The sequence below is a fragment of the Weizmannia sp. WK01 genome (assembly GCF_025905465.1).
Taxonomy (GTDB): Bacteria; Bacillota; Bacilli; order Bacillales; family Bacillaceae_C; genus Weizmannia; species Weizmannia faecalis.
Genome location: NZ_CP109616.1, coordinates 2,574,774 through 2,600,472 on the forward strand (window position 1 = coordinate 2,574,774; position 25,699 = coordinate 2,600,472).

The window sequence follows — 25,699 nt, forward strand, 5'->3', positions numbered from 1 at the left end:
GGGAATACTAATGAAGATACCAAAAAAGGAAGTGGACGGTATGTTTCATTTCTTTTATTACCGTTTTTTACGCTGGCCGATCATTGTCCGGATATTGAACCTGGCCCTTGCTGTGATCTTTGTATTCGGGCTGGCCATCCATTTTGTCGAACCGAAAACTTTCCCGACGGTGTTTGATGGTGTTTGGTGGGCAGTCATCACGACAGCAACAGTCGGTTACGGGGATTTGTACCCGGTCACTTTTGCGGGCCGGGTGATCGGCATCATCCTCATTTTATCGGGTGCCGGCATTCTGTCTGCCTATTTCGTGGCGCTGGCCGGTGCAACGGCTACACGGCAAAACGCTTTTTTGGAAGGAAAAGCGGCGTTTACGGGAGGGAAACAAATGGTCATTATCGGCTGGAACGAACGCGCCAGAAAAGTGATCGGGCAGCTCATGGAATTAAAAGAGCGGCAGCCCGTTGTATTGGTGGATGAAACACTTGAATCCAACCCTTACCCTTATGACAATGTTTATTTTATAAAAGGAAAGCCGTATCAGGACGAGACGCTGAAAAAAGCAAATGTCAAGGCAGCGAAGGCGGTGCTGATCACGTCCGACCAGCATAAAACGGAGACGGAAGCAGACATGGGCGCAGTCCTGACACTGCTTGCCGTCAAAGGCTTGAATCCGGATGCATATTGTATTGTGGAGATCCAGACAGCCGACCAGGTTGTAAATGCCAAGCGGGCGGGCGCGGATGAAGTGATCCAGGCAAATACACAGGCAAGCTTTGTCATGCTGAACAGCCTGATTTCAAACGGAATGTCCGATACGCTTTTGTCGTTATTGAACCAGCAGGAAAAAAATCACCTTGACTTTATTCCGGTGAAGCCGAAGTGGCGAAACTTGACGGTAAAAGATTTGAGCCGGCAGCTGCAAAAAGAGCGGAAAATTTTAATCGGCATCCAATCGGGGGATGACACCATGATCAATCCGCCCTTGGATTATACCATTACGGATGAAGAGCATTTGTTTGTCGTTTTGGAAAAAGACAAGTAACAATGCAAATGCAGAATCCCCTTTTGATCAGCCGAAAGTTTTGGCTTACAGTCGATCCTTGGCGCTTTCCTCAAATGAAAAAAAGCAGGGCTGCCCATTGCCCTGCTTTTTTCTGCATTATTTCAAACGTTTTTCGAGTGCTGCTTTTAAATCTTCATAGCCCGGTTTGCCGAGGAGTGCGAACATGTTTTTCTTGTATGCTTCAACACCAGGCTGGTCAAACGGATTGACGCCATTTAAATAGCCGCTTACCGCGCAGGCTTTTTCAAAGAAGTAAACGAGGTAGCCAAATGTGTAGGCATCGGTTTTCGGAATCGAGACGACCAGGTTCGGTACGCCGCCGTCTGTATGGGCAAGCAATGTGCCTTCAAATGCTTTGTTATTCACAAAGTCAACGGTGCGGCCGGCCAGGTAGTTCAAACCGTCCAAATCGTTTTCTTCTTTTTCAATTGTCAGTTCTTCGCGCGCCTGCTCGACTTTTACGACCGTTTCAAACAAATCGCGACGGCCTTCCTGTACATACTGGCCAAGGGAATGCAAGTCGGTCGAGAAGTTTGCGGAAGAAGGATAGATGCCTTTTTGGTCTTTCCCTTCACTTTCACCGAATAATTGTTTCCACCATTCAGAGAAATATTGCAGTCCCGGTTCGTAGTTAATCAACATTTCGATCGTTTTGCCTTTGCGGTACAGAATATTGCGGACAGCCGCATATTGATAGGCAATGTTTTCCGCTACTTCAGGGTTTGAGAAATCATCAACGGCTTTTGCTGCTCCGTCCATCATCGCTTGGATATCAACGCCGCTTACTGCGATCGGAAGCAGACCGACAGGCGTTAACACAGAGTAACGGCCGCCGACATCATCCGGAATCACGAATGTTTCGTAGCCTTCCGCATCAGCCAGCGTTTTCAATGCCCCTTTTGCGCGGTCTGTTGTCGCATAGACGCGGCCTTTTGCTTCTTTTTCGCCGTATTTTTCAATGAGCAGTTTGTTGAAAATACGGAAAGCAATCGCCGGTTCTGTCGTTGTTCCGGATTTGGAAATGACATTGATGGAGAAATCTTTTCCTTCCAGAACGTCCATTAAATCTTTCATATAGGTGGAGCTGATGCTGTTGCCGACGAAGAAAATTTGCGGATTTTTGCGTTTTTCCTTCGGCAGCACGTTCATAAAGCTGTGGTTGAGCATTTCAATGGCAGCACGGGCACCGAGATAAGAACCGCCGATCCCGATCACAAGTAGCACGTCGGAATCATTTTGGATTTTTGCTGCTGCTTTTTGGATACGGGCGAATTCCTCTTTGTCATAGTCTTTCGGCAATGTCAGCCAGCCGGTAAAATCATTGCCGACACCGGTTTTTTCATGTAAAAGTTTGTGGGCCAATCGAATCGGTTCGCTTAAGTATGTAATTTCATGTTCGTTAAAAAACGCGAGCGCTTTTGAATAATCAAACTGAATATGCGTCATTGTCCAGATCCTCCTGTTATCGATTTACCATCTCCACTTTACCGAATCTTTACCCTTTTCGCAAGGAATGTAACGAATTTCTCACATTTCCTGCATGCATAATGTTTGCAGATTCTTGCCATGCTATTCCTGTACATTGAACAAGGAGGTAGAGAAATGAGCATTGTACAAAGAATTGCGTTAATTTTCACGATTATTGGCGCGATCAATTGGGGCCTTATCGGTTTTTTCAACTTTGATCTGGTAGCGGCCATTTTTGGCGACAATTCCGCGATCTCCCGGGTCATTTATGGCATTGTCGGCATTTGCGGCCTGATTAACCTCGGCCTGCTTTTCAAACCGGATGCCGAAGTGGAGCGGTCCACCCAGGCAAAACCGACGAGATAAGAGATACAGCCTTGGGAAACCGTGTTTTCATTGTAACAAAGGCAGTGCAGCATGCCTGCCTTTTTTTGTGTTTTTTTATCTTATTTTCCTTTACGCCCGCTTCTTTTTTCATTTAAAATGAAGCTATAAAGATGAGCGGGGAAGTGTGCAGCTTGGAAATTCAAATTGTTCAGAAACATGCATTTAACGCAGTCGGGAGCAAATGGACCGGTACCTTCGAACAGGCAGCAAACGGGGAGATCAAAAGATTTTTCCATCAATTTAAGCAAAAAATGGGGAAAATCCGTCATTGCACGGATCCCAGTGTTGTGATCGGGCTTTCCTACCACTCGCAGGATGATGAAGGTTTGTTTTCCTTTTATCTTGTCCGTGAAGTGGCCTACATAGAAGCGGTTCCGGAAGGCATGACAGCTCTGACTGTTCCTTCCTATACATTTGCGGCTGCGAAATATAAAGGCGAAGACGTGCAAAAAGCGTATGCCGAGTTGTATAAATGGATCAGGAAAAACGGCTACACCGTCTTTCAGGGGCAGCTTGAGCATCGTGAAGATTATCCGACATCATACGAACCTTTAATCGATGAACCCGAATTGACCCTTTATATCCCGCTATATATCGAATAATACACGGGTGAGTTTTCCCGCGTTAGGCAAACGATTCTGCATGGCACATGGTTTCAGACAGATGCAACTGGTAAAGCGCATTCAGCATACGATATAAAATGAACTTAAATTTTTCGCGTCAAAATCAACCGACATTGCTTCTTGCAACACATGTAGTCATGTTTCGTTCAACTAAAAAGAAGAACAGTGCAGGATCATCATGGGTTTCAAAATTGATTTAAATATAAATAATAGGTGGAGGTGGGTTCTATGCTTAAAAAAAGAACGGATTTTGAAAACGTTAAAGATTATGCCCAATACACGGAATCTGTGGAATTTCTTTCACAATATTCCTTTAAAGGAAAAAGTTTGAGATTTATGATATGGCCCTCGATGTGAAAGGGGAGGAAAAAGCAGCTACTGATGTTTATGCTAAATTGCATAAACATGGAGATAACGGTGATTTTTCTGGCTTCGTTTTCAACATTGGTATACAGAATTGGGAGGAACAAAACGAACCTGACTGGGACATTCCAGATGACTTTATTCCTCTCCAAAGAAATGATGGCGATGGAAACTAACATGAAAAAATATATCGATGTTTATACCTAATAGGGACCCGCTTGACGAAAGGGACGAAAATCAGCCAATTGGTCTAACGGTGACCTGTGCGTACAAGCGATCTGCATCACGCTTTTCATGCGGCGGCGCTGACAAGTTTTCCGTTATTGGCCATTCTTCCCGCTTCATGCTGTGTGACAGTAGCGGGATTTTCGGCCTGATCTTGGCGGCACGGCACTATGATCCGTAAACTGAATGGTCCGCGCAGACTGCGGTATGCCCGGCTTTTTTCGGATAAAAAAATCCGGACAATCTATATGCCCGGAATCGCCCGATTATTTTTTAATTAAATCTTCACGTTTTGATTTTTCAATCCACTCTTTTAACTTATCGCGCAGCGTGTTGAACCCTTCCCCGGACTCTTCAGCGGCCTTCACGGCACCCTGACGCCGGCGCGGTTTCCTTGTGTCCTGGTGCGGTGCTTCTTCCGTGGCTTTAATGGAAAGGCTGATTTTGCCGTTTTCTTCGTCTACCGACAACACTTTTACTTTGACTTCATTCCCGATGTGGACATGATCGTGAATATCTTTGACATATCCGTGTTTAATTTCGGAAATATGGACAAGGCCTTGTGTCTCTTCATCAAGCGCTACAAACGCGCCAAACGGCTTAATTCCGGTCACTTTTCCGGTATATACATTTCCTGCTTCATAATTTGACATGAAAACACTCCTAGTATTGTTTTTTCCTGTTATACACAATAAAATATTATATCATAGTCACGGGTGCCTGTCATTCCCAAAATATTTTTCAGGCCTGGCCCCGGCTGGCACCCAGACATTATTTAACATTTTTATCGTGCCCGTGTTTAAAAAAGTTCAAAAAATTGCTTCAGCCTGCCACCCGCCTATATGCTACAATAAAATAAAGAAATGAAATGGAAAGGAAGTATTTTTATTCAAAATAATCGTTAAGGGAGGGCGTCTCATGAATAGCTTTGGCGAGAAGTTGAAATTTTACCGTGAATTAAGCGGGATGAGCATTGAAGAACTGGCCGTGAAAGCCCGGATTGGCAAGCATACACTCGAGCAGTACGAAACCGGGGAGCAAATTCCGACCACACAGACGATATTAAAACTCTCCACTGTTCTTGATGTAGCCGCTTCCGTATTTTTGGAAGCGCTCGGAAAAAAATAATTGTATAAGAGGTTTAAATTCACTTCACAACGGCTATCCTAATACTACAATGCTTTCTTTAGTGAGGGCGACTTTCGGGAAGCCGCACTATCATAAGTATTCCCCCTTTTTTTATTTTGCGGGTCCGGTTTTCCGGCCCCGTTTTTTGTATGCTGTAAAAGAAGAAAACAGCGCCCCGTTCAGTGTGCTGTTTTCCTGTTTTTGGATTCGCTTCATTGCAGGCCAAGTTGCCCGGTCCGGGATGCGCGGACGGCCGCTGCAAACGGCCTTCCTTATTTTTTTGGAAATTCTCTTGTTTATTGGACCGTTTTTCCAACGCGATACCGGTTTCGAGTGGTTGATTCAGGAACTTCCACGGACGGCCGCTGCAAACAGCCTTCCTTACCTTTTTGAGAACCCTCTTGTGTCTTGGACCGGCACACCTGCGTCTTTACAGGGCGCGATACCGGCTTCGAGTGGTCGATTCGGGAACTTTCACGGATGGCCGCTGCAAACAGCCTTCCTTACCTTTTTGGAAACCCTCTTGTATATTGGATCGGCACACCTGCGTCTTTGCCGAGCGCGATCCCTGCATTGAGCGCCCAATAAGGGTTGCGGAGCATGCCTCTGCCGACCGCAACAAGATCTGCTTCTTCGTTTCCGATTACCGCATTGGCAAGAACCGGGTCTTCCAGCCGGCCGACTGCAATGACCGGAACGTTTAAAGCCTCTTTGATCTGGCGTGCAAGCGGCACCTGATAAGCGGCGTGCGTCCCCGGGCGGCCGGCCGCACCGATATGGCCCTCGCCTCCGGAACTAATATGAAACAGGTCAACACCGGCTTCTTTATACGCCTTCGAAAGCGCAATACTTTCTTCAATGCCATACCCGCCATCGACATATTCACGGGCTGAAATGCGCATAATAAGTGGCATGTCGGCAGGCATTTCGCTTTTGGCAGCGGCAATGACTTCTTTTCCAAATAATGCCAAATCCTGTCCGTATTCATCTGACCGTTTGTTTGTATAGCGCGACTGGAATTCATGGATCAGATAACCGTGTGCGCCGTGCAGTTCGATCGTGTCAAAACCGGCCTGGACAGCGCGGCGGACAGATTCGCCAAATTTGCGGACGATTTCTTTGATTTCTTCCTTCGTTAATGCCTTCGGTGTTTTTGCATGGTCATCAAAAGGGATGGGGGAAGGGGCAACTGGTTGTTTTGCATCCTGTGCTTTTCTGCCGGCATGTCCGATTTGAATCCCGACTTTGGCGCCGTACTGGTGGCACGCTTCCACAATTTTGGCAAGCGGCGCGATCTGCTCATCAGACCATAAGCCGAGATCGTTGTCGGTAATTCTGCCGTCCGGCTCCACATCGGTCATCTCCATAATGATCAGGCCGGTGCCCCCGATGGCACGGCTGACGTAATGGACATAATGCCAGTCAGTGGCAACGCCGTCTTTTTTCTCAACGGAATATTGGCACATGGGAGGCATGACAATACGGTTTTTCACTTCAAGCGATTTCAGCTTGTACGGGGTAAATAAATCATTCATTGCAAAACCACTCCTTACGGCTGTTATTTTTGCACCTGAACCGCTATGTAAATTGGCGGAAAAGTTCGTTCCAAATATAACAAACCGATGTTCCAACCGTCAAAATTTGCGCTCACAGTCTTGTGCGTGGCACAAAGCTGCTTGATTGTGTTAAAATCATCGTACACTTACATATCTAAATGAAAGAGGGAATGAAGGATGGCTCAAACGATTCCAAATTTAAAATTCAATAACGGCGTTGAAATCCCGCAACTCGGTCTCGGTGTTTTTCTTGTAAAAGAAGAAAATGAGTTGAAAAACGCTGTGAAAGCCGCGCTGGAAACCGGCTACCGCCATATTGATACCGCGATGATTTACGGGAATGAAACATATGTCGGCGAAGCAATCCGGGAAAGCGGCGTAGACCGGAAAGAAATCTTCATTACGTCGAAAGTGTGGAACTACGACCATGGCTATGAGGAAACAAAAGCCGCTTTCCAGGCGAGCCTTGACCGTCTTGGCACCGATTATTTGGATCTTTATTTGATCCACTGGCCGTCACCGAAATATATTGAAACATGGAAAGCAATGGAAGAACTTTACCATGAAGGCAAAATTAAAGCGATCGGCGTATCGAATTTCCAAATCCACCATTTGGAAGATTTGCTGGCCCATAGCGAAGTGGTACCGGTGATCAACCAAATTGAGACACATCCGGAGTTTCCGCAAAATGAACTGCATGAATTTCTAAAGCAACACAATATTTTACATGAAGCATGGGGCCCGCTCGGCCAGGGCAAGAACAACCTGCTTGAGCAGCCTGTTTTGGTTGAGCTTGGGAAAAAATACGGGAAAACCCCGGCGCAAATTGTGTTGCGCTGGCACGTGGAACGCGGTATTGTCGTCATTCCAAAATCGGTGACCCCGAGCCGGATTAAAGAAAACAGCGAGATTTTCGATTTCTCGTTAACGCCGGAAGATATGGAAAAAATTGCTTCATTGAACACCGGGAAACGGTACGGAAGGAATCCGGATGACGAAGAATTTTTAGCACAAACTTCCGTAAGGCCGGAATAAAGATGGGCAGCTGTCCTCTGGGCAGCTGCTTTGTTATTTGCTTTTCCGGAAATGATGGCAGTTTTTCCTGATTTGCCTCCCGCTGACCCAAGGCAGCAAGATCAATCATCAAAATAGACGCATTTTCCAGTCATTGGTATACTGGTTACAAAATACGAAAGGAGCGATAGAAATTGTCTATTTCCATTCCTGAAATCAAACTGAACGACGGGATGACCGTTCCGGCTGTCGGATTCGGCACGTACAAACTGAACGGGGCGGCAGGCGTCCAGGCGATCGTAAGCGCGATTGACGCGGGTTACCGCCTGATTGATTCGGCGTTTAATTATGAAAATGAAGGGGCAGTCGGCGAGGCGGTCCGGCGCTCTTCTGTTCCGCGCGAACAGCTGCGCATCACTTCGAAACTCCCGGGGCGGCACCATGCTTATAAAGAAGCGGTCCAAACCATTCAGGAATCATTGTACAGGGCCGGCCTCGATTACTTTGACCTTTACCTCATCCACTGGCCGAACCCGAGCAAAGATTTATATGTGGAAGCATGGCAGGCGCTTATCGACGCGCAAAAATGGGGGCTTGTCCGCTCGATCGGCGTTTCCAATTTTTTGCCGGAGCATTTGCAACGGATCATAAAAGAAACCGGGGTTGCGCCGAGCATAAACCAGGTGGAACTCCACCCTTATTTTGCACAGGAGGAGCAGCGCGCCTGGCATGAGGAACATGGGATCGTGACGGAATCATGGAGCCCGCTTGGAAGAGCGAACCATCTGCTTGAAGATCCGGCGATTCAAAAAATTGCTGCGGACCATCAGAAATCTGTCCCGCAAGTGATTTTGCGCTGGCATACGCAGCTTGGCGCCATTCCGCTCCCGAAATCGGCTTCACCGGAAAGGCAGCTGGAAAACTTGTCTATCTTTGATTTTTCGCTTTCTGAAGAAGAGATGCGCACCATATCCGGATTAAGCCGCCCGGACGGCAGGACTTTCGGCCAGGATCCAGCAACGTATGAAGAATTTTAAAGACGTATTTGGTGAACGATGCAGATACGTATTTTGAGAAGGTTCCGGCAATCTATGAAAAATTTTAAAGCCATGTAAAAAAAGGGGCTATCCCAATAGTCGTTAAACGGCTGATGGGAGCCCCTTTTTTGTAAGCATGAGACAGTTGGGTGTTCGTTTCCGTCACGATGACCACAAACGTTTCATGAATCTCACAATCATCTGTTCAGGAGCCAAATGGGACTGCTCCTTTTTTTATAAGCACGATACAATTGGTTGTACGGTTTCCGTCACGATGCCCACAAGCGGTTCATGAATCTCACAATTATCTGTTCAGGAGCCAAATGGGACAGCCCCTTTTTTTATAAGCACGATACAATTGGTTGTACGGTTTCCGTCACGATGCCCACAAGCGGTTCATGAATCTCACAATTATCTGTTCAAGAGCCAATGGGACTGCCCCTTTTTTAAAACAAGAACCGGCCCGGATAGAAGCCGGTTCCGGCCATTAATAAACGATGACCGGTTCGTTTTGTTCCAGGTTGTCATAGACGGTTTTCATGACACTTGGCGGCGTGTTCACACATCCGCCGGAGCCGTGGTGGACATAGGCGTCCATGGCCCAGTTCTTCCGCCAGCTCGCATCATGGAAGCCAACACCGCCGAGCGTGAAAGGCGCCCAATATTTTACCTTAACGGAATAATTCGGGTTGCCCGCTTCACTGCCCTCCAATACAGACGGGGACTCTTTATATTCGATGTACCAAACCCCTTTTGGCGTATCTTCGTGTGTATCATGCCTTCCCGTTACAACCCGGGTCGTGACTTTCAGCTTGCCGTCCTTATAAATCCAGATGCGCTGGTCGGAAATCGACACTTCCGCATACGTATCGCCAATCCCGTTTTCGGCCAGGACATGGTAGCCGACGCCGATCGTGCTGTACCCTTCGCCGTAAATATTGTAAGCCTTGACGGTATCCTTGCCGTTTTGAAAGGCGTCCGCAATCCGTTTCGCTTCCGCTTTCGTATCAATCGCCCAGCCGTACGACTGGCCTTTTACGGAAATGACGGAGCCCGCATGCGTTTTGAAACTGAAGTTTTTATGGAGCGTCGATTTCTCCTTGTTCAACGCATCCAGCCGCGACTGGATGCCGGACGGGTCAATTGCTAGTTTCATATCTTTTGAGACGGATGCATTTTGAATTAGTTCACTTGCCTTGAACGGATATTTCTTTTCCTGCAGGATATAGTTGACAGTCTTGTTCGAGAGTTCCTCAAGCTTTTGCTTTTCCTGCTTTACAATTTTGCTGTTTTCGCGGACCGGTTGAAGTTTTACCGGGCGCAAATGAATTTCACTGTTGTATTTTTGTGTGTCATATGCCTTTAACATGGCGGAAATGTCGTATTGATTGCCGTTTTCGCTTTTCGATACACCAATTTTTCCGTCCTTCAGATAAGCCTGTGCATCTTTTGGTGCCTGCAGATGTTGATTTTGCTGTTCCAGTTTTTTGGAAACTTCCTGCTTCAGTGTCACATTGCGGTAGTGATCCGTCCGCCCCGGCATGACCATATAATTTTTCTCTTTAAAAGACGGAATCCATGTGCGCTGGGTTTTGAAAACGCGTTTTACCTTCGCCATATCACCGTCTGTAAAACGGACCTTTGTATCTTTCCCGTCCACCAAAACTTTGTTCCCGACATATACTTTATTTGTTAATGTCATAGACTTTAATTTTTTCATCGCCTGTTCAGTGGTCATGCCGCCGACTTTGACGTTGTTGATTTTGACATGCGGGTTAAAACGGGTAGCCTGGTAATAGCCGGCACCGCCTAAAAGAATGATGACAACTGCCGCAATGATGCCAATAAGAAGACTTTTCTTCCTGGTTATGGCCGATCACCCCAATAAAGTAGTTTATGTTACAAAAAGATTACATCATTTACATATAAGATATATGAATCAGTCCGGTTATACAAGTCATTTATTCCATTTCATCCAACGTTCACAAATCTTTGGGAAGCGCATGACGCCATCCCCTGCTTTTTCCCCCGGAAACAGCGGTGTTTTAGTCTGACATCTCATCTGCCTGCTCCTATAAAAAAGAAAACACAATAAGCGCTTTTGTAATGGCATGCCGTAACCACATCTGCCACCTCCTATAAAAAAGAAAACGCTAATCCGCATGCGGAAAGCGATTTTTCTTCATGATTTCTTCTTCCAGTTTTTTTGCCTGCTTCACCTGCTTTTCATTGATTTTCCGGAAAATGAAAAACACGAGCACCGCAAGCAGCACAAAAAAGGAAAGTGAGATCAACGCCGGGATATAATATTTTTTCTCCTGCGGAAATTGAACAAGAAATCCGATGAGATATGGAAACAATGGCACTTCCCCCTTTTCAACCATTATAACAGCCAGGGGCCGCAAATGAAACGGTTACAGCACCGCATTTTTCATGCGGTGCTGTTGAACAGGTTTCCGAAAAAAGCCGCAGGGCAGGCCGGCATGGTAACTCGCGATTAACGTATGGTGATTTTTTCGATGATGACATCGTGCACCGGTTTATCCTGCAGACCTGTACGGACGCCGGCGATTTCATCGACAACCTCCATGCCTTCCATGACCTGGCCGAATACGGTGTGACGGAAATCAAGCCACGGTGTCCCGCCTTTTTCCATATAAGCTTCTACGACTTCAGCCGGGTAACCCGCCTGTTCCATTTGCCCTTTCATGCTGGGATCAACCGTTTTGCTTTGGACGATGAAAAACTGGCTGCCGTTTGTGTTCGGGCCGCCGTTGGCCATGGACAAGGCACCGCGGAAATTGAAAAGCCGTTCTGAAAATTCGTCTTCGAACGGGGCGCCGTAGATGCTTTCGCCGCCGGTCCCGTTTCCGCTCGGGTCCCCGCCCTGGATCATGAACCCATCGATCACACGGTGGAACGTCAAGCCGTCATAGTAACCGTTTTTGCTGTGCGTGACAAAATTCTCGACCGTTTTCGGCGCAAACGCTGGAAACAGCTTGATCGTGATCGTTCCCATATTGGTCTGCATGTCTGCGACCGTTTCGTTTTCGCGCACGCCCGCTTGAAGTTGCGGATACATGGTTTCGTCTGCCATATGTTTAAAACCTCCATTTGTTTCACTATTCTTGTCTACTTTACTAAAATCCGGGCAAAAAGTCCAAACGTTTTCTTTTGCTTCTTTCCGGCTTTTTCACCATAATGGTAGTAAAAGCGCAAGGGGGAATCAGCTTGGAAGTTGGAGATAAGATTGTGACAACGAAAAAAACCGGGAAATATATTGGAGAAATTACGCAAGTGTTTCCCGACCATTATGTATTTAAGGTACTGGCCGTGTTAAAGCATCCCGCCCAGGGGGATTTGCACCACCCGAATGAAGGGGATGTACCGTTTTTCCATGAGCGGAAAGCTTTGGCCTTCGGAGAACAAGCGAATATCCCGCGGAAAACGGTCAAACCGTACAACGGCGAGATTCCGGATTACGAGGCGTCGCTAAAAACCGCTGTCCGCGAACTGATGGAAAAGCTTGAAAAAGAAGACACACTTTACAGCCGGAAAAGCATCGCCGCGTTAAAAAGTCTGATGAAAGAATACGGCATATCACCCGTTGGATGATTTTTCCAACGGGTTTTGTAATTGCTCTTAAAAAATGGAATTTAATTGCAACAGGGTGACCGATCAATTAAATTACTATATACACCCATTTCAAAACCATTTGTGCTATCGTGCCACCCTCCCGTTTCAAAGCCATCAGCCCTTATTCTTTTTCTAGCTTCTCCTTTATTTCAAGGATCTTTTTTTCGGAAAGACCAGTTGCTTTTTTGATAAAATCGAGGGATGACCCTAGTTTAATGAGGTTTCGTGTGATTTCTATTTTTCCTTCTCGTAGCCCTTCTTGTCTTCCTTCTCGTTTACCTTCTTGTAGTCCTTCTTCCCTTCCTTCTTTTCTTCCTTCTTCTCTTCCTTCTTTTCTTGCTCCTTGCTTTAGTTCATCTTCATACGTTATCATCGTGCCGCCCTCCCAATTCAAAGCCATCAGCCCTTATTCCTTTTCCAACTTCTCCTTTATTTCAAGGATCTTTTTTTCGGAGAGACCTGTTGCTTTTTTGATAGAATCGAGTGGTATCCCAAGTTTAATAAGGTTTCGGGTAATTTCAATTTTTTCTTCTTGTCTCCCTTCTTTTCTCCCTTCTTCTCTTGCTTCTTGTTTTAGTTCATCTTCATACGTTATCATCGTGCCGCCCTCCCAATTTTTGATTTCCTGGTCAAATTCCTTTTGGTAATGACTCAACTTTCGCAGACTGAAACAGGTAGGTATACCTTGATATAATTCGGCAGACCCGCAATCCATTGTTGTAGTTGACTTTTGATCAGTTGTTGAATTTTCTTATTACTTTTATCCAGAGTATCTTCAAGAATCTCGACTAACTGCTGCAATGCAACAGCCCAATCAAGGTCATCTATTTCATCACATAATTCATAAAACATGCCACCTAATGTTCTGTCATCTACACTGCAACGGTTTTGCCATGACAAGACAATATACCTTGCAAACACAATGGTCGTGTGGCTGATAAGCGCGTCATATGAACGACTCTGGAATTCCTTTTGTAGTTTTAATAGGGACTTTGTTGTTTTGAAGAAAACCTCAATATCCCAACGCATCCCGTAAATACGGATGATTTCCTGGTCACTCAGTGTACAGTCTGTACTCAAAATCGCCAACCAGTCGCTTTTCTTGTTGCGGTTGCGAACAAAGACAACTTTAATTGGCACGCCATTGGCCTGCGTTGTATGGATGGAACGCAAGATTCCTTTCTTTCCACTAGTCGGTTTAGCTAGACGATACAATTCATCTAGGCTAACACGCTTACCATCGACAAAATAGCGTTGTTTTAATTTTTTGACCATACCAATTACGTCAAGACCTTGTTCTGTAATCTCCTTGATGAGAGGTTGTTGGGTGAACCACGAATCCATTAGAACATAGGAAGCATCGATACCAGAATTCATCGCCCGGGCAATCATGCCAGGAATCTGTTCTGGTGCCGTTTGTAATGCTTCTTTTCGGCGCTTATAACCGGAGCTGCGTTTATCGATATTTTCGGATATGCCGTTGATCTGGCTCTTTTTCGAACTCAATAATGAGAAGTCAACGGGTAGGAATGTTGCGCCATCAGACCATCCTAATGTCAACATGCGGAATCCTTTGTAAAAACGCATTTTTTGAGATGCATGATCAAAGCAGCGAGCCAGAAGCTCAACGTGTTTGCTTCGGTTCCGGTCATAAGATGAATCATCTAAAATCAATACTTTCGGACGGTCATGACGTGTCAATTTCGAAACTTTTCCAATCACTGAGGCAACCAGTGAAAGGAGGAAACGACGCCAGTTGAACGTTGATTGGTTGAGAAACCGATAAACGGTATCTTTGGCTGGAATGTCTGTAGCTTTCTTACTTTCCAACATCCTGAACCAGTTTTTGTTTTCAAAGATCATACAAAAAATCAATTGAAAAATGTAGGCACAAGAAAAACCAAAGGACTTCGTAATACCGGCGATTCGCAAGTGTTTCAACATATTCAACTCTTTAAATGTTGATTTTATTTCATTTGGTAGTTGATTATTCAGGCTGTTTTTCGCTATCATAGTAGGAGACACCTCTTCTATTTGGTAGTGATTTTCGATAAATCAACTATACCAAAAGTAGAGGTGTTTTTTCATATATTAATTTTACTGTCAAGTGCTGTATCTGAGACGTAATAGACATTAGCCAGCACTGAATTTATTATGATTTTCTAGGTGCGAAAGTTGAGTAATGACTTTCGAGTTTTATCATGTGGTCCATGAAAATGAAAAGTGTCAGTAAATCCTTTTTATCGAGCTGCAAGCGATCTTTCATAACAGTTAAAACCCGGAGCAACTGCTTTTTCAATTCTAATTTGGTTGGCTGTGCAGCTGTTTTTCCATACAGGGCTTTTTTTGCCGCAAGGATTACAAAAGCAAATGGATTAGTCGATTGCAACAATTCATTTTCATCTTGTTCCGCTATTTTATACACATTGTATTCATAACTCAATTTTGTCCCGAAAAAGTTGTGTTCATAACGAGGTGGGGTATACGTTTCGGAGTAATCTTCGGTGTAAATCACAAGCGCAAATATCTTTTTATCATACGCATCAAAAATCCGGTAGAAGTATTGAAACATTCTTTCTGCAAAACCAGTATCTTTCCACCCCTGCACTTCGATATGGACAAGTATCCACTGTTCGCTACCATCTTTCAAATACACTTTAAAAAGCCCGTCTGCTTCCCGGTCACGGCTTTTGCCGTCCGGATTCAGCTTTTGGAACTCCTTATCCAGGTCGTCAGGTAGCTTGTCCCAATCAATCATCTCATACAAGCCTGGTGAAAAAAACGCAACAAAATCTTCAAACAGCGAATGAATAACCCGCTTCCAATGACGGTCATATTCATTGCGCCCAGTCCGCTTATCCATCCCATTCCCCCTTTTCAAGTATTAAAACTATTCCGTTTTTATTATACAACATTTTTGAAATGAAGGGAACACCAATTCGACAAAAATGTTGATTTCAAAATTTTTCGTCTTTTGATCCGAAACGTAGATGGGTGTGAAAACGCCGACTATATTTCAGATGTCTCCGCTGATGTCCGTGAAAGTAGACCAATACCCTGCAAACGCCACAGATTCTATAAATCAACCGTTCTTGATATCCGCTACAAACCTGCCGCCGACCAGCCCCTCCTGATAACCGGTTTTTTCCTTATCGCATTTCATCTGCAAGCGCCAGCAACTCGAGCCCACAATAACGTCCCCATCGATCACAACGCGACTATTATGAATTGAAAAAACAGATTTTCCACCTTTCCACATATGAAGATATACCTGAGCGGACTTGCTGAAAAATCACTTTTTTGCTTCATCTTCTTCCCGACTTTTTGGCAGGCCGCGTTTTTTTCCATGAGGGCTAAAATCTCTCCTAAAGCAGCGGCATATCATAGCTTGGCCGGAACAGTTTGTAGATGGAAACCAATCTTTTCCAAAATGGGATTTACGTTTCAAACATATAATAGATGTGCAGGCGTCCTATACGAGAGTGCGTTTCAAGCATACGATACAAGGGGAAAATTCTCTGTCAAAAAACGGACACTTTTTTACAAGCCGGTTTTGTTGAAGTTTCGGTGATAAGTTTTATAATAATATTTAGTTCAACGAAATATTTACTCCGTATACTTTTGTTTTCATTGCGCAAGGAGGCGATTTTCTCATCTAATGAGCCAGGAAAAACGCAATTTGTATATTATGTTTGTCTGTAACTTTTTAGTGGGTGCAAGCTTAACGATGATCGTTCCATTTTTATCGCTATATATTCAAACATTCGGCCATTTCAGCGATAACTATGTCCAGCGCTGGGCCGGATATATTTTTGGCGTGACCTTTTTGGTTGCTTTTTTTATGTCGCCAATCTGGGGACGTATCGGCGACAAATACGGCTTTAAACCGACGCTTATTATTACCGGGTTCGGTATCGCCGCGAGTCTGTTTTTTATGGGGCTTGCAAACAATGTCGCCACTTTATTTACGACCCGGATTTTCATGGGGATCGTGACCGGGTTTATCCCGACTTCTATGGCGCTCATTTCAAAGCAGACCTCTAAGGAAGAAGCCGGCAAGGTGCTCGGCACTTTGCAAATGGGAAATGTTTCCGGAAACTTATTTGGGCCGCTGATTGGCGGGTCGATTGCAGACAATTTTGGTTTTAAATACACTTTTATGATTACAGCCGTTGCCATTTCGATTGCCGCACTTGGCGTTGTTTTCGGCATTAAAGAAAAACGTTCCGATCCGGCCCGGCGAAAAGAGAAACCCGTTTCTCCCCTTGCTGTTATAAAACAAATTGTCAGCCGCCGGATTTTGATTACCGTCATGGTGATTGCGCTTTTGATCCAAATGGCGAACTTCTGCGTCCAGCCGCTATTGGCGCTGTATGTCAGCCATTTGACAAGTTCCGGCAATATTGCGTTCCTATCCGGGCTTGCTTTTTCCGCCACCGGGTTCGGCAACCTGCTTTTGACAAGGCAGTGGGGCATGCTCGGCGACAAATACGGGCATGCAAGGATTCTCTTGATTTTGCTTGTGCTTGCCTGTGCCTTCATGGTGCCGCAAGCACTCGTAAGCCATTTATGGCAACTGATTATTTTACGGTTCCTGTTTGGCATGGTGATCGGCGGAATGAACCCGAGCATTGTGGCGTTTATTCGTCTCGAAGCGCCGCTCAGCATGCAAGGTGAAGTGCTCGGTTATAACCAAAGTTTCCGGTTTCTCGGGAATGTAACAGGGCCGCTGATTGGCGGTTACGTATCCGTGATCTCCGGCATTTCATCTGTGTTTTATGTAACCGGGGTTTTGTTCCTGTTCGCATTTGCGCTCCTTCTTTACAGTGTAAAATCAGAACAGCGCCGCACCGTCCGGGAAAGCTAAAACGGCAAGATACCCTTTTGATGGTATCTTGCCGTTTTTTTATTTTTCCTTGCCAGGTCGCGAAACTTTTAGCTTTTTTTTGGCACGACCGCAATGGTACAGCGCGACAGGCAAATTAAGTTTTCGTCTTCGTCTTTGATTTTGATTTCCCAAACCTGGGTGCTTTTGCCCCGGTGCACGGCCTCGGCAACTGCGGTTACGGTGCCGTTTCGTTTTGAGCGGATATGGTTGGCATTGATTTCAAGTCCGAAACAGACTTCTTTTTCTAAATCGATCAGCATCGCAGCCCCGAGGCTTGCTGCGGTTTCCGCGAGTGCAACGGATGCCCCGCCGTGCAGGTATCCGAGCGGCTGTATCGTTTTTTCATTCACAGGCATGGTCGCCACTACTTTCCCGGGCTCCATTTGGACAAGTTTTATGCCCAGCGCGCCGATCATTGTATGTTCCAATTCCATCTCTTTCCCCCCGGTTCGGATTGTCCATACATCTTTCAAGCCTTTCTTTCATACGATGTAAAAAATGATGATCCCCGCCTGAGAAAGAAGGTGAGAATATTGTACTACAATCCGTATTATGTTGTTCCTTCCTTTCCATACTATTCCATGCCTTACCGCCAATATCCTGCCGTCCACCCGAAAAAATTTATGGATTCGGCCATGCGCACGCACGCGCTCTTGGCAGATGCACAGCTTTTGCTTAACCGCATTTCCCGCTCTACGGCTTTTGCCGGGCAACTGATGTCTGCTGCACAAAAATCAGATTCGACCGATGTCGGTCGCATGCTGACGGGTACCGGTATCCAGCATATACCGCGCGTGTTTTATACACCGGACGGCCTTGTATTGCAGTTTGTCCACCAGGCCGCGGGCAACCAGGAACCTTGCTGTGAGCTCCGGATGAAAATGCGCTGGTCATAACTTGCGGCTTGTCCATAGCTCTGGGATCCTGCCCCCCGAATTGTTTTTTATAAGCTGTATGAAGGACGAAACCAAAGACGCGGCTCTCTGATTTGTCCTTCATCGGCTGTATGAAAGACAAAATCAATGGCTCCGTGCTCCGAATTGTCCTTCATCAATCCGATGAAAGACAAATTTCAAATCCCAGAACGGCGAAATGTCCTTCATAGACTGAATGAAGGACAAAATCAATGGATCCGTACCCAGAATTGTCCTTCATAAGCTGTATGAAAGACAAAATCAATGGCTCCATACCACGATTTGTCCTGCATCAACCCGATGAAAGACAAATTTCAGATCCCAGGACGGCGAAATGTCTTTCATAAACTGAATGAAGGACAAAATCAAGGACTCCTTACCCCAAATTGTCCTTCATAAGCTGTATGAAAGACAAAAACAAAGGCTCCGTGCTCCGAATTGTCCTTCATCAACCCGATGAAGGACAAATTTCAAAACCCAGAACGGCGAAATGTCTTTCATAAACTGAATGAAGGATAAAATCAAGGACTCCTTACCCCAAATTGTCCTTCATCGTTTGTATGAAAGACAAAAACGTGGGCGCCGCTCCCCAAATTGTCCTTCATGTTTTATCATTTGAAGCCGTTCCAACAAAATCCTTGTTTCGGAACTTCTTGCAACCAAAGGAGCCGGGTATCTTTCCGAAAAAATAACCCCCGCTTGAGAAGCGAGGGTTATTTTTAATAATACGGGAATGGCGGATATCCCCCGTACGGAACCGGTGGATATGGCACCGGAGGGTATGGAAAATACGGGCGCGGCCTTACCAGTGCGCCGCCAAGCAAACCGCCGAGAAAACCACCCAGAAGCGGTCCTGCGAAAAACGGGGAACGTGCCGGGTAATGCGCATGCGGATACATCAAATGACCTCCTCTCCTTCTATTTTTAGTGTATGCATCCCGGCACTACCGGATTGGGCGTTACGCAGACGCTGACTTTTGCTGGCTCTTTTTTTTGCGCCTCTCTTTCCACAAAATCAGAAGAAGCGTTATCATCGGAAAAACCACTTGCATAGGGAGGTGAAGCAGAACAGGCACCACTTTGATGCCCTCATCAATATGTTCCGCATACGTTGACGCAATCATCACCGATGCGCACAACATGATCAGGCCGAGCGGATAAACTGTTCTCTTATAGCTGCTCACATGAAACAGCTCCGTAAACATTATGCAAGCCGCATATAAGAAAATCCCTACTTTAAAAAAGCCGCCAACGATTAAAGCCAACATAAAAAATACATCCAACCGCTCCAGAAAATGGGCGATTTGAATTTCCTGGATGGTCGTAAGCAGCGGAAACGGGGAACGCATCATTACATCCACGCCAAGTACACAGGTATTGATCAGCATCGAGATCGCCAAATTTGTACCGCTTAACCACATGGCGGACAGCCCGGCTACCTTTACACCCTTTATCTTGTCTACAAGCGGAAAAATGGACAAAAACGCAATCGTTTCGCCGAAAGGAATATAAATCGTCTCTGTCGCCATTGTTTTCATAATAGGCATGGGTCCGTTTTCCAGTATGGGTTTCAAATAATTAACGTTAATGAGCCCCAATGAAGTAATCAATACGAAACTCGTAATTGCCAAAAAATAAATAAAGATGAAAAAGATCTCCCCGGTTCTGGCCATCACTTCCATTCCTTTTTTCACTGCATACATGACGCAAAAAGCCATGATCACTGTGATAATAAATCGCGGTGTTTCCGGATAAGCCGATATAATCAGCATTTCTCCAAAGTCGCGCAGCACCCTGGCAGAAAGATACAAAAAGTAAATGCCCATGGCAAAGCCGAAAAACCAGCCAATGACTTTTCCGTAAATCGCCCGCAACCATTCGACCGGCGAAATGCCAGGATAGAAGGAAAATATTTTGTAATAAACGTAAAACAAGAAAAACCCAACGCTCAAGCCGCTTAAAACCGCAAGCCATGCATCCTGCTTTGCGTCCTTTCCGATCCCCAGCAAAAGGGCACTGCCTAGTTCAAACATACAAATTAACACAAATAATTGGTATGAGGAAATCTTCGCCTTTTCCATATATCACCAGGCCCTATTATTTTAAATTTGAAAGGAATGGATTTGTCCGTAGTTCAGAATTGGCGATGACGACATCTGCATGTACTTTCACTTTTAAATGGGCAAAACCATTTTCATTCCAATGATGCTTTAAACTGTGCCACTCTTTCGGGTACTGGCGGTAAATCATTTCCCCGAAGCCGAACACATCACATTGCTCGCGCTGCATATGTCGGATGCCTTTGTTGATTTGCTGCTCCACATTTTTTTCGTATGCTTTTTCAATCCGGACCATTTCCTTGGAATCCATTACATCAAGCGGCACATCGACTTCTTGTAGCTGACCTGCAAGGCGAATGTGAATATGCATTTCCGGCTTCCCGTTTTTCATAACCGGTTTCATTCCGATAATCGTTTTTCTTACCCGCAGCCCGAGCGCATTTGGATGATGAGCCCAGTCTATTTCTAGCGAAGACATCTTTGTTTTTTTCAATAGCCATGTAATCGTACGGGCATCCTGTCCGCCTACCCAATCAATCAATTTTCCATGTTTTAAGATCCCGATCCCTCCGCTCGTTAAGTATGCGTCCAGTTTTGTTTGATTCTGGCTGTCCTGCTTCCCTCCTTTTTTCGGATCCCCTATCAGCTTGAAGCTTCCCACTACCGCTTCTTTTCCTTCCGTTGTAAAGTCATATAAGATATCGGAAACATCTGTTTTTATTCGCCCACCGACATTTTCTTCCGCATCTTCCAATGTTTTATTGATTTTATTGGTCGGAATACGGTCAATCGGCGTCAGCACCTGAAGGATATCTTCCGCCTTACCTTTGCGGGCAATCAGAACGGAAGCAGTATTGCGGAATTCTTTATGCCTGTCAAAAGTATCAATAACCGGATAGATGCCATTTTCCGCCAAGTTTCTGCCAATCAAGAGAACGTTTGTATGAGAAAAATATAGTCTCCTGGAAATTTCCTGGTCTGAAGCGAGAATGGCTTCCTCAATCGTTTTGCCTTCCGTCTGATAGATGGTAACAGGAGGACCCTGCCCGCCGCCGATTTGCATGCCGCTTGGAATGTTTAAGTAATTAACAATTTGATAGGTCAGCAAATAATGCCCGTTCTCAAGCTGGTCAATGCCAATGGTGCTTACAAAGGCAATATCCGTTAACTCTTTATGGCTCCAGCAGCCTGTCAGCAAAAAAGAAGCCATAAAAAGGGCAACGGCCGTTTTCCATCGACTGCTCATCATGGTTGCTCCCCATTCGCAGCATTTTTTTGTTTCGGCGGCATTGGCTTTTGATTTTCTGCCTGGCGGACGATATTTTTCTGGCTGAAGAGACGCGGCCTGGCTCTCATCGACCACATTGGCACGCGGATCACCGTATCACCGGAGTTGGAACGAATGAAAGGGGCAATCGGCGCCGTGTATGGCACGCCGAAAGACCGCAAGCTGGTCAAATGGACAACAAGCGCAATCATCCCAATAATGATGCCGTAAAAACCGAAAGTAGCCGCCAGAAGCATAAAAACAAAACGATACAATCTGGCTGAAACAGCAATGAAATAAGAAGGGGTAGAAAAACTGGCGATGGCCGTGATAGATACCACAATGACCATTGCGGGAGAAACAAGCCCGGCCTGCACTGCCGCTTGCCCGATGACAAGCGCCCCGACAATCGAGACGGTCTGGCCGATCGGACGCGGCAGACGAAGTCCGGCTTCCCGGAGGATTTCAAATACAATCTCCATCCCAATTGCCTCGACAACAGCCGGGAAAGGAATCGTCTCCCGCTGCGCCGCGAGCGTGAAAACAAGCTGTGTTGGGATAAGTTCCTGATGATAGGTTGTCACGGCGACATAGACAGCAGGCCCAACAAGTGAGATTAAGTAGCTGAGCACCCGCAAAAAGCGGAGCGCTGTCGCAATGTCAAACCGTGTATAATAGTCATCTGCCGACTGGAAAAATTGGATAAAAACAGCAGGTGCGAGCAAAACGAACGGCGTGCCGTCCACAATGATGGCGAAACGGCCTTCCAATAAATTGGCCGCCACCACATCCGGCCTTTCCGAATGGTACATTGTCGGGAAAATGGTATACGTTCTATCTTCAATGAGCTGTTCAATATATCCCGATTCCAGAATGGCATCGATTTTAATCGTGTTTAACCGTTTACGGGCTTCTTCAAGGATTTTATCGTTTACAATTCCTTTTATGTACATGAGCGCAACATCGGTCTGAGTCACTTCCCCGATTTTAAAGTTCTCAATCCACAAATTCGGGTCTTTAATCCGTTTGCGGATCAATGAGGTGTTCACACGTAAAGATTCAGTAAAGCCTTCACGCGGGCCGCGTACAGTTACTTCGGTTAAAGGCTCTTCAATCGCCCGCTGTTTCCCGCCCCTTGTGCTGATGCTTATTCCGCCGTATACGCCGTCAATCAGTAAAATGGTCTCTCCGCTCAACAGCTCCGCAAACAAGTCATTCCAATTCATGACCTTTTTTACGCCGCCAATTTTAATGACATGCTTTATGATGCTGTCGAGTATATTTTCACCGTCCAAATACCCGTCGATTTCCGGATTACCCATCAAGATTTCAAGCAGGTTTTCATTGATCATTTTCGGATCATCCAGGCCATCAACGGATATAACGGCAGCCGGTAAATCATTGCCACTTCCAAGCATGATTTCATGAATCACAATATCAGAACTGTTCCCGGTTGTTTTTTTCAACTGTTGGATGCGCGTTTTTAAATCGGTGCCCATGGTCAAACACGGGATATCCGTTACAGTCCCGCTCGTATCATTCCCGCGCACAGGTGTTTTCTGCACATCCCCGCTTTTCTTTGCACTTTTGTTTTTATTTTTTGCAGCGCTTCTCTGTTTTTTCCACCAATATGGCATACCGATCCTCCTTTTCGCCCGTGCATGACTGTTTGCAACGGAGCACAAACTACTGATGAAGATATCTTGTTGTTAGTATGTTTCGATTCGAAAAAAATATGAAAGGAATTAGCATGCATGAAAATCGCTTTCCTGACCGGGATTGTCGCACTGGTCCTCTATGTCTTCATCGCTGGCATTGATTTTTATATGACGAGGGACCTTATTAGCTCTATCTACCATCCGATCGGTACCTTCGATACTTTTTATCCTATTGAAAAAGGCGTGCTGATGTTATGCATCATGGCGCTCATATTTAAAATCACAATCGGTGTGTTGAAACAGAAAGAACGGCTGCAAAAATGAAGAATCGAGTAGGAGGCTAATCATGATTCATTAGCCTCCTACTCGATTTTAATCCTGTTCTGCCATCTTCTCAGCCAGCACGGCCAGTGTCCGTACCATTACACCGGTTGCGCCGGCCGGGCCAAGATCGGTTTCTTTCCCTGTTAAGGCGGTTCCTGACATTTCCAGATGGACCCACGGGGTGTCTTCCGCAAACGCCCCGATAAAAGCCCCGTTTTCGATCACGCGGCCTTCGCTGCCCGGCCAACCGTTCAAATCGGCAATTTTGCTGCTTCGTACGTTCTCTATGTCCGCTTCCGTTACAGGGAAGCGCCAGATGAATTCGCCTGCTTCCTTTGCAGATTCCAGTACTCGTTCAAAAAAAGTATCGCAATTGGCAACAGCGCCCGTTTTATCACGGCCGAGCGCCGAGACCACGTCCATTGTCAAGGTGGCAACATCCACAATTTGACTTGCACCATATTGTTTCGCATACGTTACGGCATCTGCAAGCATCAGCAACCCACTGGCACCGTTATCCCGCACTTCAATCGTTTTGCCATTCATGCTCGTGATGACAGTGCCCGTTTCAACAGGCATTTTACCCTGTCCATCGTTTGCAGGAACGCCCCCTGTGGTACCGTTTATGCGATTACCGGTTACGGGAAGTACCGCCACCACGTTTTTTGCCGGTTTCCGTTCCCCGACCACTTCCATGGCACCCAGAATAGCTGCTGCCCCTGCCATGCCTACATTTGCACCGGGTGTGCAACCATCGATCACGGCGCCGGTTCCGACAAGTGCAAGCACATTGCCCCATTCTCGTTCGCCCGCATATCTCAGCACGATCATGTTCGGCGGCTCTTTTGATTCCCCGGCCGCAGCCAAAATCGCCCCCATTCCAAGCTTTTCCATCTCCGTTTTTTTAAGGATTTCCACTTCAAAAGCGTATTTTTCAGCAAGTGATGCGGCGTATTCCGCGAGACGGACCGGTGTCCAAATATTCACCGGCGTATTGACAAGCGTTCGTGCCGTATTCACGCCTTTGCCAAAAACGTACCCACGGTGCAGGGCAGTGCCCACTGTTTCCCCGGGGAGATCGGTATTACGGTATGTACCCGTTTGAAGACTGGCGTTTTTAACCGGCCGGCCTTTTGCTTTTCCGGCGGCACCAGCATGTCCAATGTTCTCCGGTCGGATCTCTGCTTCCCCAGCGACATTAACATGCTCTGCGTTTCCCGGCCGGCCTTTTGCTTTCCTGGGGGCATTAACATGCTTGGCATTTCCCAGCCGGCCTTCTGTTTTTCTGGCAGCACTCGCTTGTTCGGCGTTCCTCAACCTGCCTTCTGCTTTCCCGGCAGCACCCCAATGAGGATTGGCGTTTTGAATCGGTTGTGCACCTGCTTTTCCGTTGACACGAACGTGTTCGGCGTTTTCCAGTCGGGCCTCGGCTTTTCCGTTGGTACTAACATGTTCGACGTTTTCCGGTCTCCCGGGGCCACTAACATGATCTGCGTTTTCCAGTTGGGTTTCAGCCTTCCCGGCAACCCTGGAATGAACATTTGTGACGTTTTCCACCGGTTCCGGTTTTTTCCCGGCAGCCCGGATGTAAACCGCTACTTTTTCGAGCTGCACTTCCGGAATATTCGGCTGTCTTTTGTAACCGGCAAACTGGTATGCGGCCATGGGAGCGGCTTCACCGAGCAACTGCGCGGCTTCCTCCCCGTTGATTGTGCCGGCGCAAAACGTATCGAGAAAAACCGCTGCCGTAGCCCATCTCATTTTCAGGATGTGTTTCACTGCTTTTCCAAACATCCTTTTCAAATGTTCTTTTCTGATTTTTTTCGGGTTGCCAAGCCCGATAAACAAAAGCCGTTTTACAGGCAGTTTTCCGAGGGTATGAATGACAGAAAGGCTGCCGGCGTGCGCGGATAGATCGCCGGATTTTACCAGTTCCGTCAGTTCCCCGTCGAAACGGTTGTCGAGTTTTTCCAGCAAGCCGTCAAACTTTTTTGGAACTTGCTGCAAGCCGATTACAAGGCAGTCTTCCCGGCATTCAAACGGATCCCCTGTACAAATTTCAAACATACAACCACCTCTGTTCCATTAT

At 46.1% G+C, this 25,699-nt stretch carries 27 protein-coding genes; 11 read left to right on the forward strand and 16 right to left on the reverse strand.

All coding sequences use genetic code 11. From position 1 onward, the window contains the following. Nucleotides 1–40: 40 nt before the first annotated feature. The gene (locus OF158_RS12375) at nt 41–1,042 is read left to right on the forward strand and encodes an NAD-binding protein (protein WP_035184188.1); all 1,002 of its coding nucleotides are present in this window, start codon (nt 41–43) and stop codon (nt 1,040–1,042) included. A 117-nt stretch (nt 1,043–1,159) separates the two neighbouring features. On the opposite strand, the gene OF158_RS12380 is transcribed toward OF158_RS12375, so the two are convergent. Then, nucleotides 1,160–2,509, reverse strand: coding sequence for a glucose-6-phosphate isomerase (locus OF158_RS12380; protein ID WP_014097578.1), 1,350 nt, complete (start codon nt 2,507–2,509; stop codon nt 1,160–1,162). 156 nt (nt 2,510–2,665) lie between these two features. Here OF158_RS12380 and OF158_RS12385 point away from each other — a divergent pair, with 156 nt between their 5' ends. From OF158_RS12385 to OF158_RS12395, 3 genes are all read left to right on the forward strand, one after another. Beyond that, nucleotides 2,666–2,896 (forward strand): DUF378 domain-containing protein, encoded by a 231-nt coding sequence (locus OF158_RS12385; protein ID WP_014097577.1) that lies wholly within the window; start codon nt 2,666–2,668, stop codon nt 2,894–2,896. 143 nt (nt 2,897–3,039) lie between these two features. Next, on the forward strand, nt 3,040–3,519 hold the full coding sequence (locus OF158_RS12390) for a GyrI-like domain-containing protein (RefSeq protein WP_225620993.1): 480 nt from the start codon (nt 3,040–3,042) through the stop codon (nt 3,517–3,519). 362 nt (nt 3,520–3,881) lie between these two features. Next, entirely contained in the window at nt 3,882–4,079 is a 198-nt protein-coding gene (locus tag OF158_RS12395) for a hypothetical protein (protein ID WP_014097574.1), read from the forward strand. Between the two features lie 315 nt (nt 4,080–4,394). Here OF158_RS12395 and yugI read toward each other — a convergent pair whose 3' ends face one another. Then, nucleotides 4,395–4,781, reverse strand: coding sequence for a S1 domain-containing post-transcriptional regulator GSP13 (gene yugI, locus OF158_RS12400; RefSeq protein WP_014097573.1), 387 nt, complete (start codon nt 4,779–4,781; stop codon nt 4,395–4,397). Between the two features lie 265 nt (nt 4,782–5,046). On the opposite strand from yugI, the gene OF158_RS12405 reads away from it, so the two are divergent. After that, nucleotides 5,047–5,256 (forward strand): helix-turn-helix domain-containing protein, encoded by a 210-nt coding sequence (locus tag OF158_RS12405; protein ID WP_014097572.1) that lies wholly within the window; start codon nt 5,047–5,049, stop codon nt 5,254–5,256. Between the two features lie 503 nt (nt 5,257–5,759). Here the strand turns inward: OF158_RS12405 and OF158_RS12410 are convergent. After that, complete coding sequence (locus OF158_RS12410) at nt 5,760–6,791, reverse strand: NADH:flavin oxidoreductase/NADH oxidase (protein ID WP_035184184.1); 1,032 nt, start codon at nt 6,789–6,791, stop codon at nt 5,760–5,762. Between the two features lie 198 nt (nt 6,792–6,989). Here OF158_RS12410 and OF158_RS12415 point away from each other — a divergent pair, with 198 nt between their 5' ends. Together OF158_RS12415 and OF158_RS12420 are read left to right on the forward strand one after the other, a co-directional pair. After that, on the forward strand, nt 6,990–7,847 hold the full coding sequence (locus OF158_RS12415; protein ID WP_014097570.1) for an aldo/keto reductase: 858 nt from the start codon (nt 6,990–6,992) through the stop codon (nt 7,845–7,847). A gap of 173 nt (nt 7,848–8,020) precedes the next feature. Then, nucleotides 8,021–8,863: an aldo/keto reductase gene (locus OF158_RS12420; protein ID WP_026685150.1), complete on the forward strand. Its 843-nt coding sequence runs from the start codon at nt 8,021–8,023 to the stop codon at nt 8,861–8,863. 487 nt (nt 8,864–9,350) lie between these two features. Here the strand turns inward: OF158_RS12420 and OF158_RS12425 are convergent, their stop codons facing one another. The 3 genes from OF158_RS12425 to OF158_RS12435 all read right to left on the reverse strand — a co-directional run bounded on the left by OF158_RS12425 (nt 9,351) and on the right by OF158_RS12435 (nt 11,960). After that, the gene (locus tag OF158_RS12425; RefSeq protein WP_014097567.1) at nt 9,351–10,601 is read right to left on the reverse strand and encodes a L,D-transpeptidase family protein; all 1,251 of its coding nucleotides are present in this window, start codon (nt 10,599–10,601) and stop codon (nt 9,351–9,353) included. A gap of 415 nt (nt 10,602–11,016) precedes the next feature. Beyond that, nucleotides 11,017–11,223, reverse strand: a complete 207-nt coding sequence (locus tag OF158_RS12430) for a hypothetical protein (protein WP_014097566.1) — start codon at nt 11,221–11,223, stop codon at nt 11,017–11,019. A 137-nt stretch (nt 11,224–11,360) separates the two neighbouring features. Continuing rightward, the gene (locus OF158_RS12435; protein ID WP_014097565.1) at nt 11,361–11,960 is read right to left on the reverse strand and encodes a peptidylprolyl isomerase; all 600 of its coding nucleotides are present in this window, start codon (nt 11,958–11,960) and stop codon (nt 11,361–11,363) included. A gap of 134 nt (nt 11,961–12,094) precedes the next feature. On the opposite strand from OF158_RS12435, the gene OF158_RS12440 reads away from it, so the two are divergent. Next, nucleotides 12,095–12,478, forward strand: coding sequence for a kinase-associated lipoprotein KapB (locus OF158_RS12440; RefSeq protein WP_014097564.1), 384 nt, complete (start codon nt 12,095–12,097; stop codon nt 12,476–12,478). Nucleotides 12,479–12,620: 142 nt separating this feature from the next. Here OF158_RS12440 and OF158_RS12445 read toward each other — a convergent pair whose 3' ends face one another. The 4 genes from OF158_RS12445 to OF158_RS12460 all read right to left on the reverse strand — a co-directional run bounded on the left by OF158_RS12445 (nt 12,621) and on the right by OF158_RS12460 (nt 15,362). Continuing rightward, entirely contained in the window at nt 12,621–12,872 is a 252-nt protein-coding gene (locus tag OF158_RS12445; protein ID WP_017551365.1) for a hypothetical protein, read from the reverse strand. 33 nt (nt 12,873–12,905) lie between these two features. Then, nucleotides 12,906–13,097 carry an RpnC/YadD family protein gene (locus OF158_RS12450; protein WP_035316804.1) on the reverse strand — a complete coding sequence of 64 codons (192 nt, stop codon included), beginning with the start codon at nt 13,095–13,097 and terminating at the stop codon, nt 12,906–12,908. Nucleotides 13,098–13,150: 53 nt separating this feature from the next. Next, nucleotides 13,151–14,512, reverse strand: coding sequence for an IS4 family transposase (locus OF158_RS12455; RefSeq protein WP_043052472.1), 1,362 nt, complete (start codon nt 14,510–14,512; stop codon nt 13,151–13,153). A 139-nt stretch (nt 14,513–14,651) separates the two neighbouring features. Further along, on the reverse strand, nt 14,652–15,362 hold the full coding sequence (locus OF158_RS12460; RefSeq protein WP_052498230.1) for an Rpn family recombination-promoting nuclease/putative transposase: 711 nt from the start codon (nt 15,360–15,362) through the stop codon (nt 14,652–14,654). A 795-nt stretch (nt 15,363–16,157) separates the two neighbouring features. Here OF158_RS12460 and OF158_RS12465 point away from each other — a divergent pair. Then, entirely contained in the window at nt 16,158–17,366 is a 1,209-nt protein-coding gene (locus OF158_RS12465; RefSeq protein ID WP_035184169.1) for an MFS transporter, read from the forward strand. A 68-nt stretch (nt 17,367–17,434) separates the two neighbouring features. Here OF158_RS12465 and OF158_RS12470 read toward each other — a convergent pair whose 3' ends face one another. Beyond that, nucleotides 17,435–17,821, reverse strand: a complete 387-nt coding sequence (locus OF158_RS12470; RefSeq protein ID WP_013860109.1) for a PaaI family thioesterase — start codon at nt 17,819–17,821, stop codon at nt 17,435–17,437. Between the two features lie 90 nt (nt 17,822–17,911). Here OF158_RS12470 and OF158_RS12475 point away from each other — a divergent pair, with 90 nt between their 5' ends. Further along, nucleotides 17,912–18,283: a YuzC family spore coat inner layer protein gene (locus tag OF158_RS12475; RefSeq protein ID WP_225620905.1), complete on the forward strand. Its 372-nt coding sequence runs from the start codon at nt 17,912–17,914 to the stop codon at nt 18,281–18,283. A 737-nt stretch (nt 18,284–19,020) separates the two neighbouring features. Here the strand turns inward: OF158_RS12475 and OF158_RS12480 are convergent. The 4 genes from OF158_RS12480 to OF158_RS12495 are packed head-to-tail and all read right to left on the reverse strand — an operon-like array spanning nt 19,021 to nt 23,265. After that, on the reverse strand, nt 19,021–19,200 hold the full coding sequence (locus OF158_RS12480; RefSeq protein WP_014097554.1) for a hypothetical protein: 180 nt from the start codon (nt 19,198–19,200) through the stop codon (nt 19,021–19,023). Between the two features lie 60 nt (nt 19,201–19,260). After that, the gene (locus OF158_RS12485; protein WP_035184166.1) at nt 19,261–20,382 is read right to left on the reverse strand and encodes a GerAB/ArcD/ProY family transporter; all 1,122 of its coding nucleotides are present in this window, start codon (nt 20,380–20,382) and stop codon (nt 19,261–19,263) included. Between the two features lie 16 nt (nt 20,383–20,398). Beyond that, nucleotides 20,399–21,607: a Ger(x)C family spore germination protein gene (locus OF158_RS12490; protein ID WP_225620906.1), complete on the reverse strand. Its 1,209-nt coding sequence runs from the start codon at nt 21,605–21,607 to the stop codon at nt 20,399–20,401. Continuing rightward, nucleotides 21,607–23,265 (reverse strand): spore germination protein, encoded by a 1,659-nt coding sequence (locus OF158_RS12495; RefSeq protein WP_035184161.1) that lies wholly within the window; start codon nt 23,263–23,265, stop codon nt 21,607–21,609. The genes OF158_RS12490 and OF158_RS12495 overlap by 1 nt, the downstream gene beginning before the upstream one ends. A 117-nt stretch (nt 23,266–23,382) precedes the next feature. On the opposite strand from OF158_RS12495, the gene OF158_RS12500 reads away from it, so the two are divergent. Continuing rightward, complete coding sequence (locus OF158_RS12500; RefSeq protein ID WP_035184158.1) at nt 23,383–23,610, forward strand: hypothetical protein; 228 nt, start codon at nt 23,383–23,385, stop codon at nt 23,608–23,610. Between the two features lie 48 nt (nt 23,611–23,658). On the opposite strand, the gene OF158_RS12505 is transcribed toward OF158_RS12500, so the two are convergent. After that, nucleotides 23,659–25,677: a leucyl aminopeptidase family protein gene (locus tag OF158_RS12505; protein ID WP_035184156.1), complete on the reverse strand. Its 2,019-nt coding sequence runs from the start codon at nt 25,675–25,677 to the stop codon at nt 23,659–23,661. Nucleotides 25,678–25,699 lie beyond the last annotated feature (22 nt).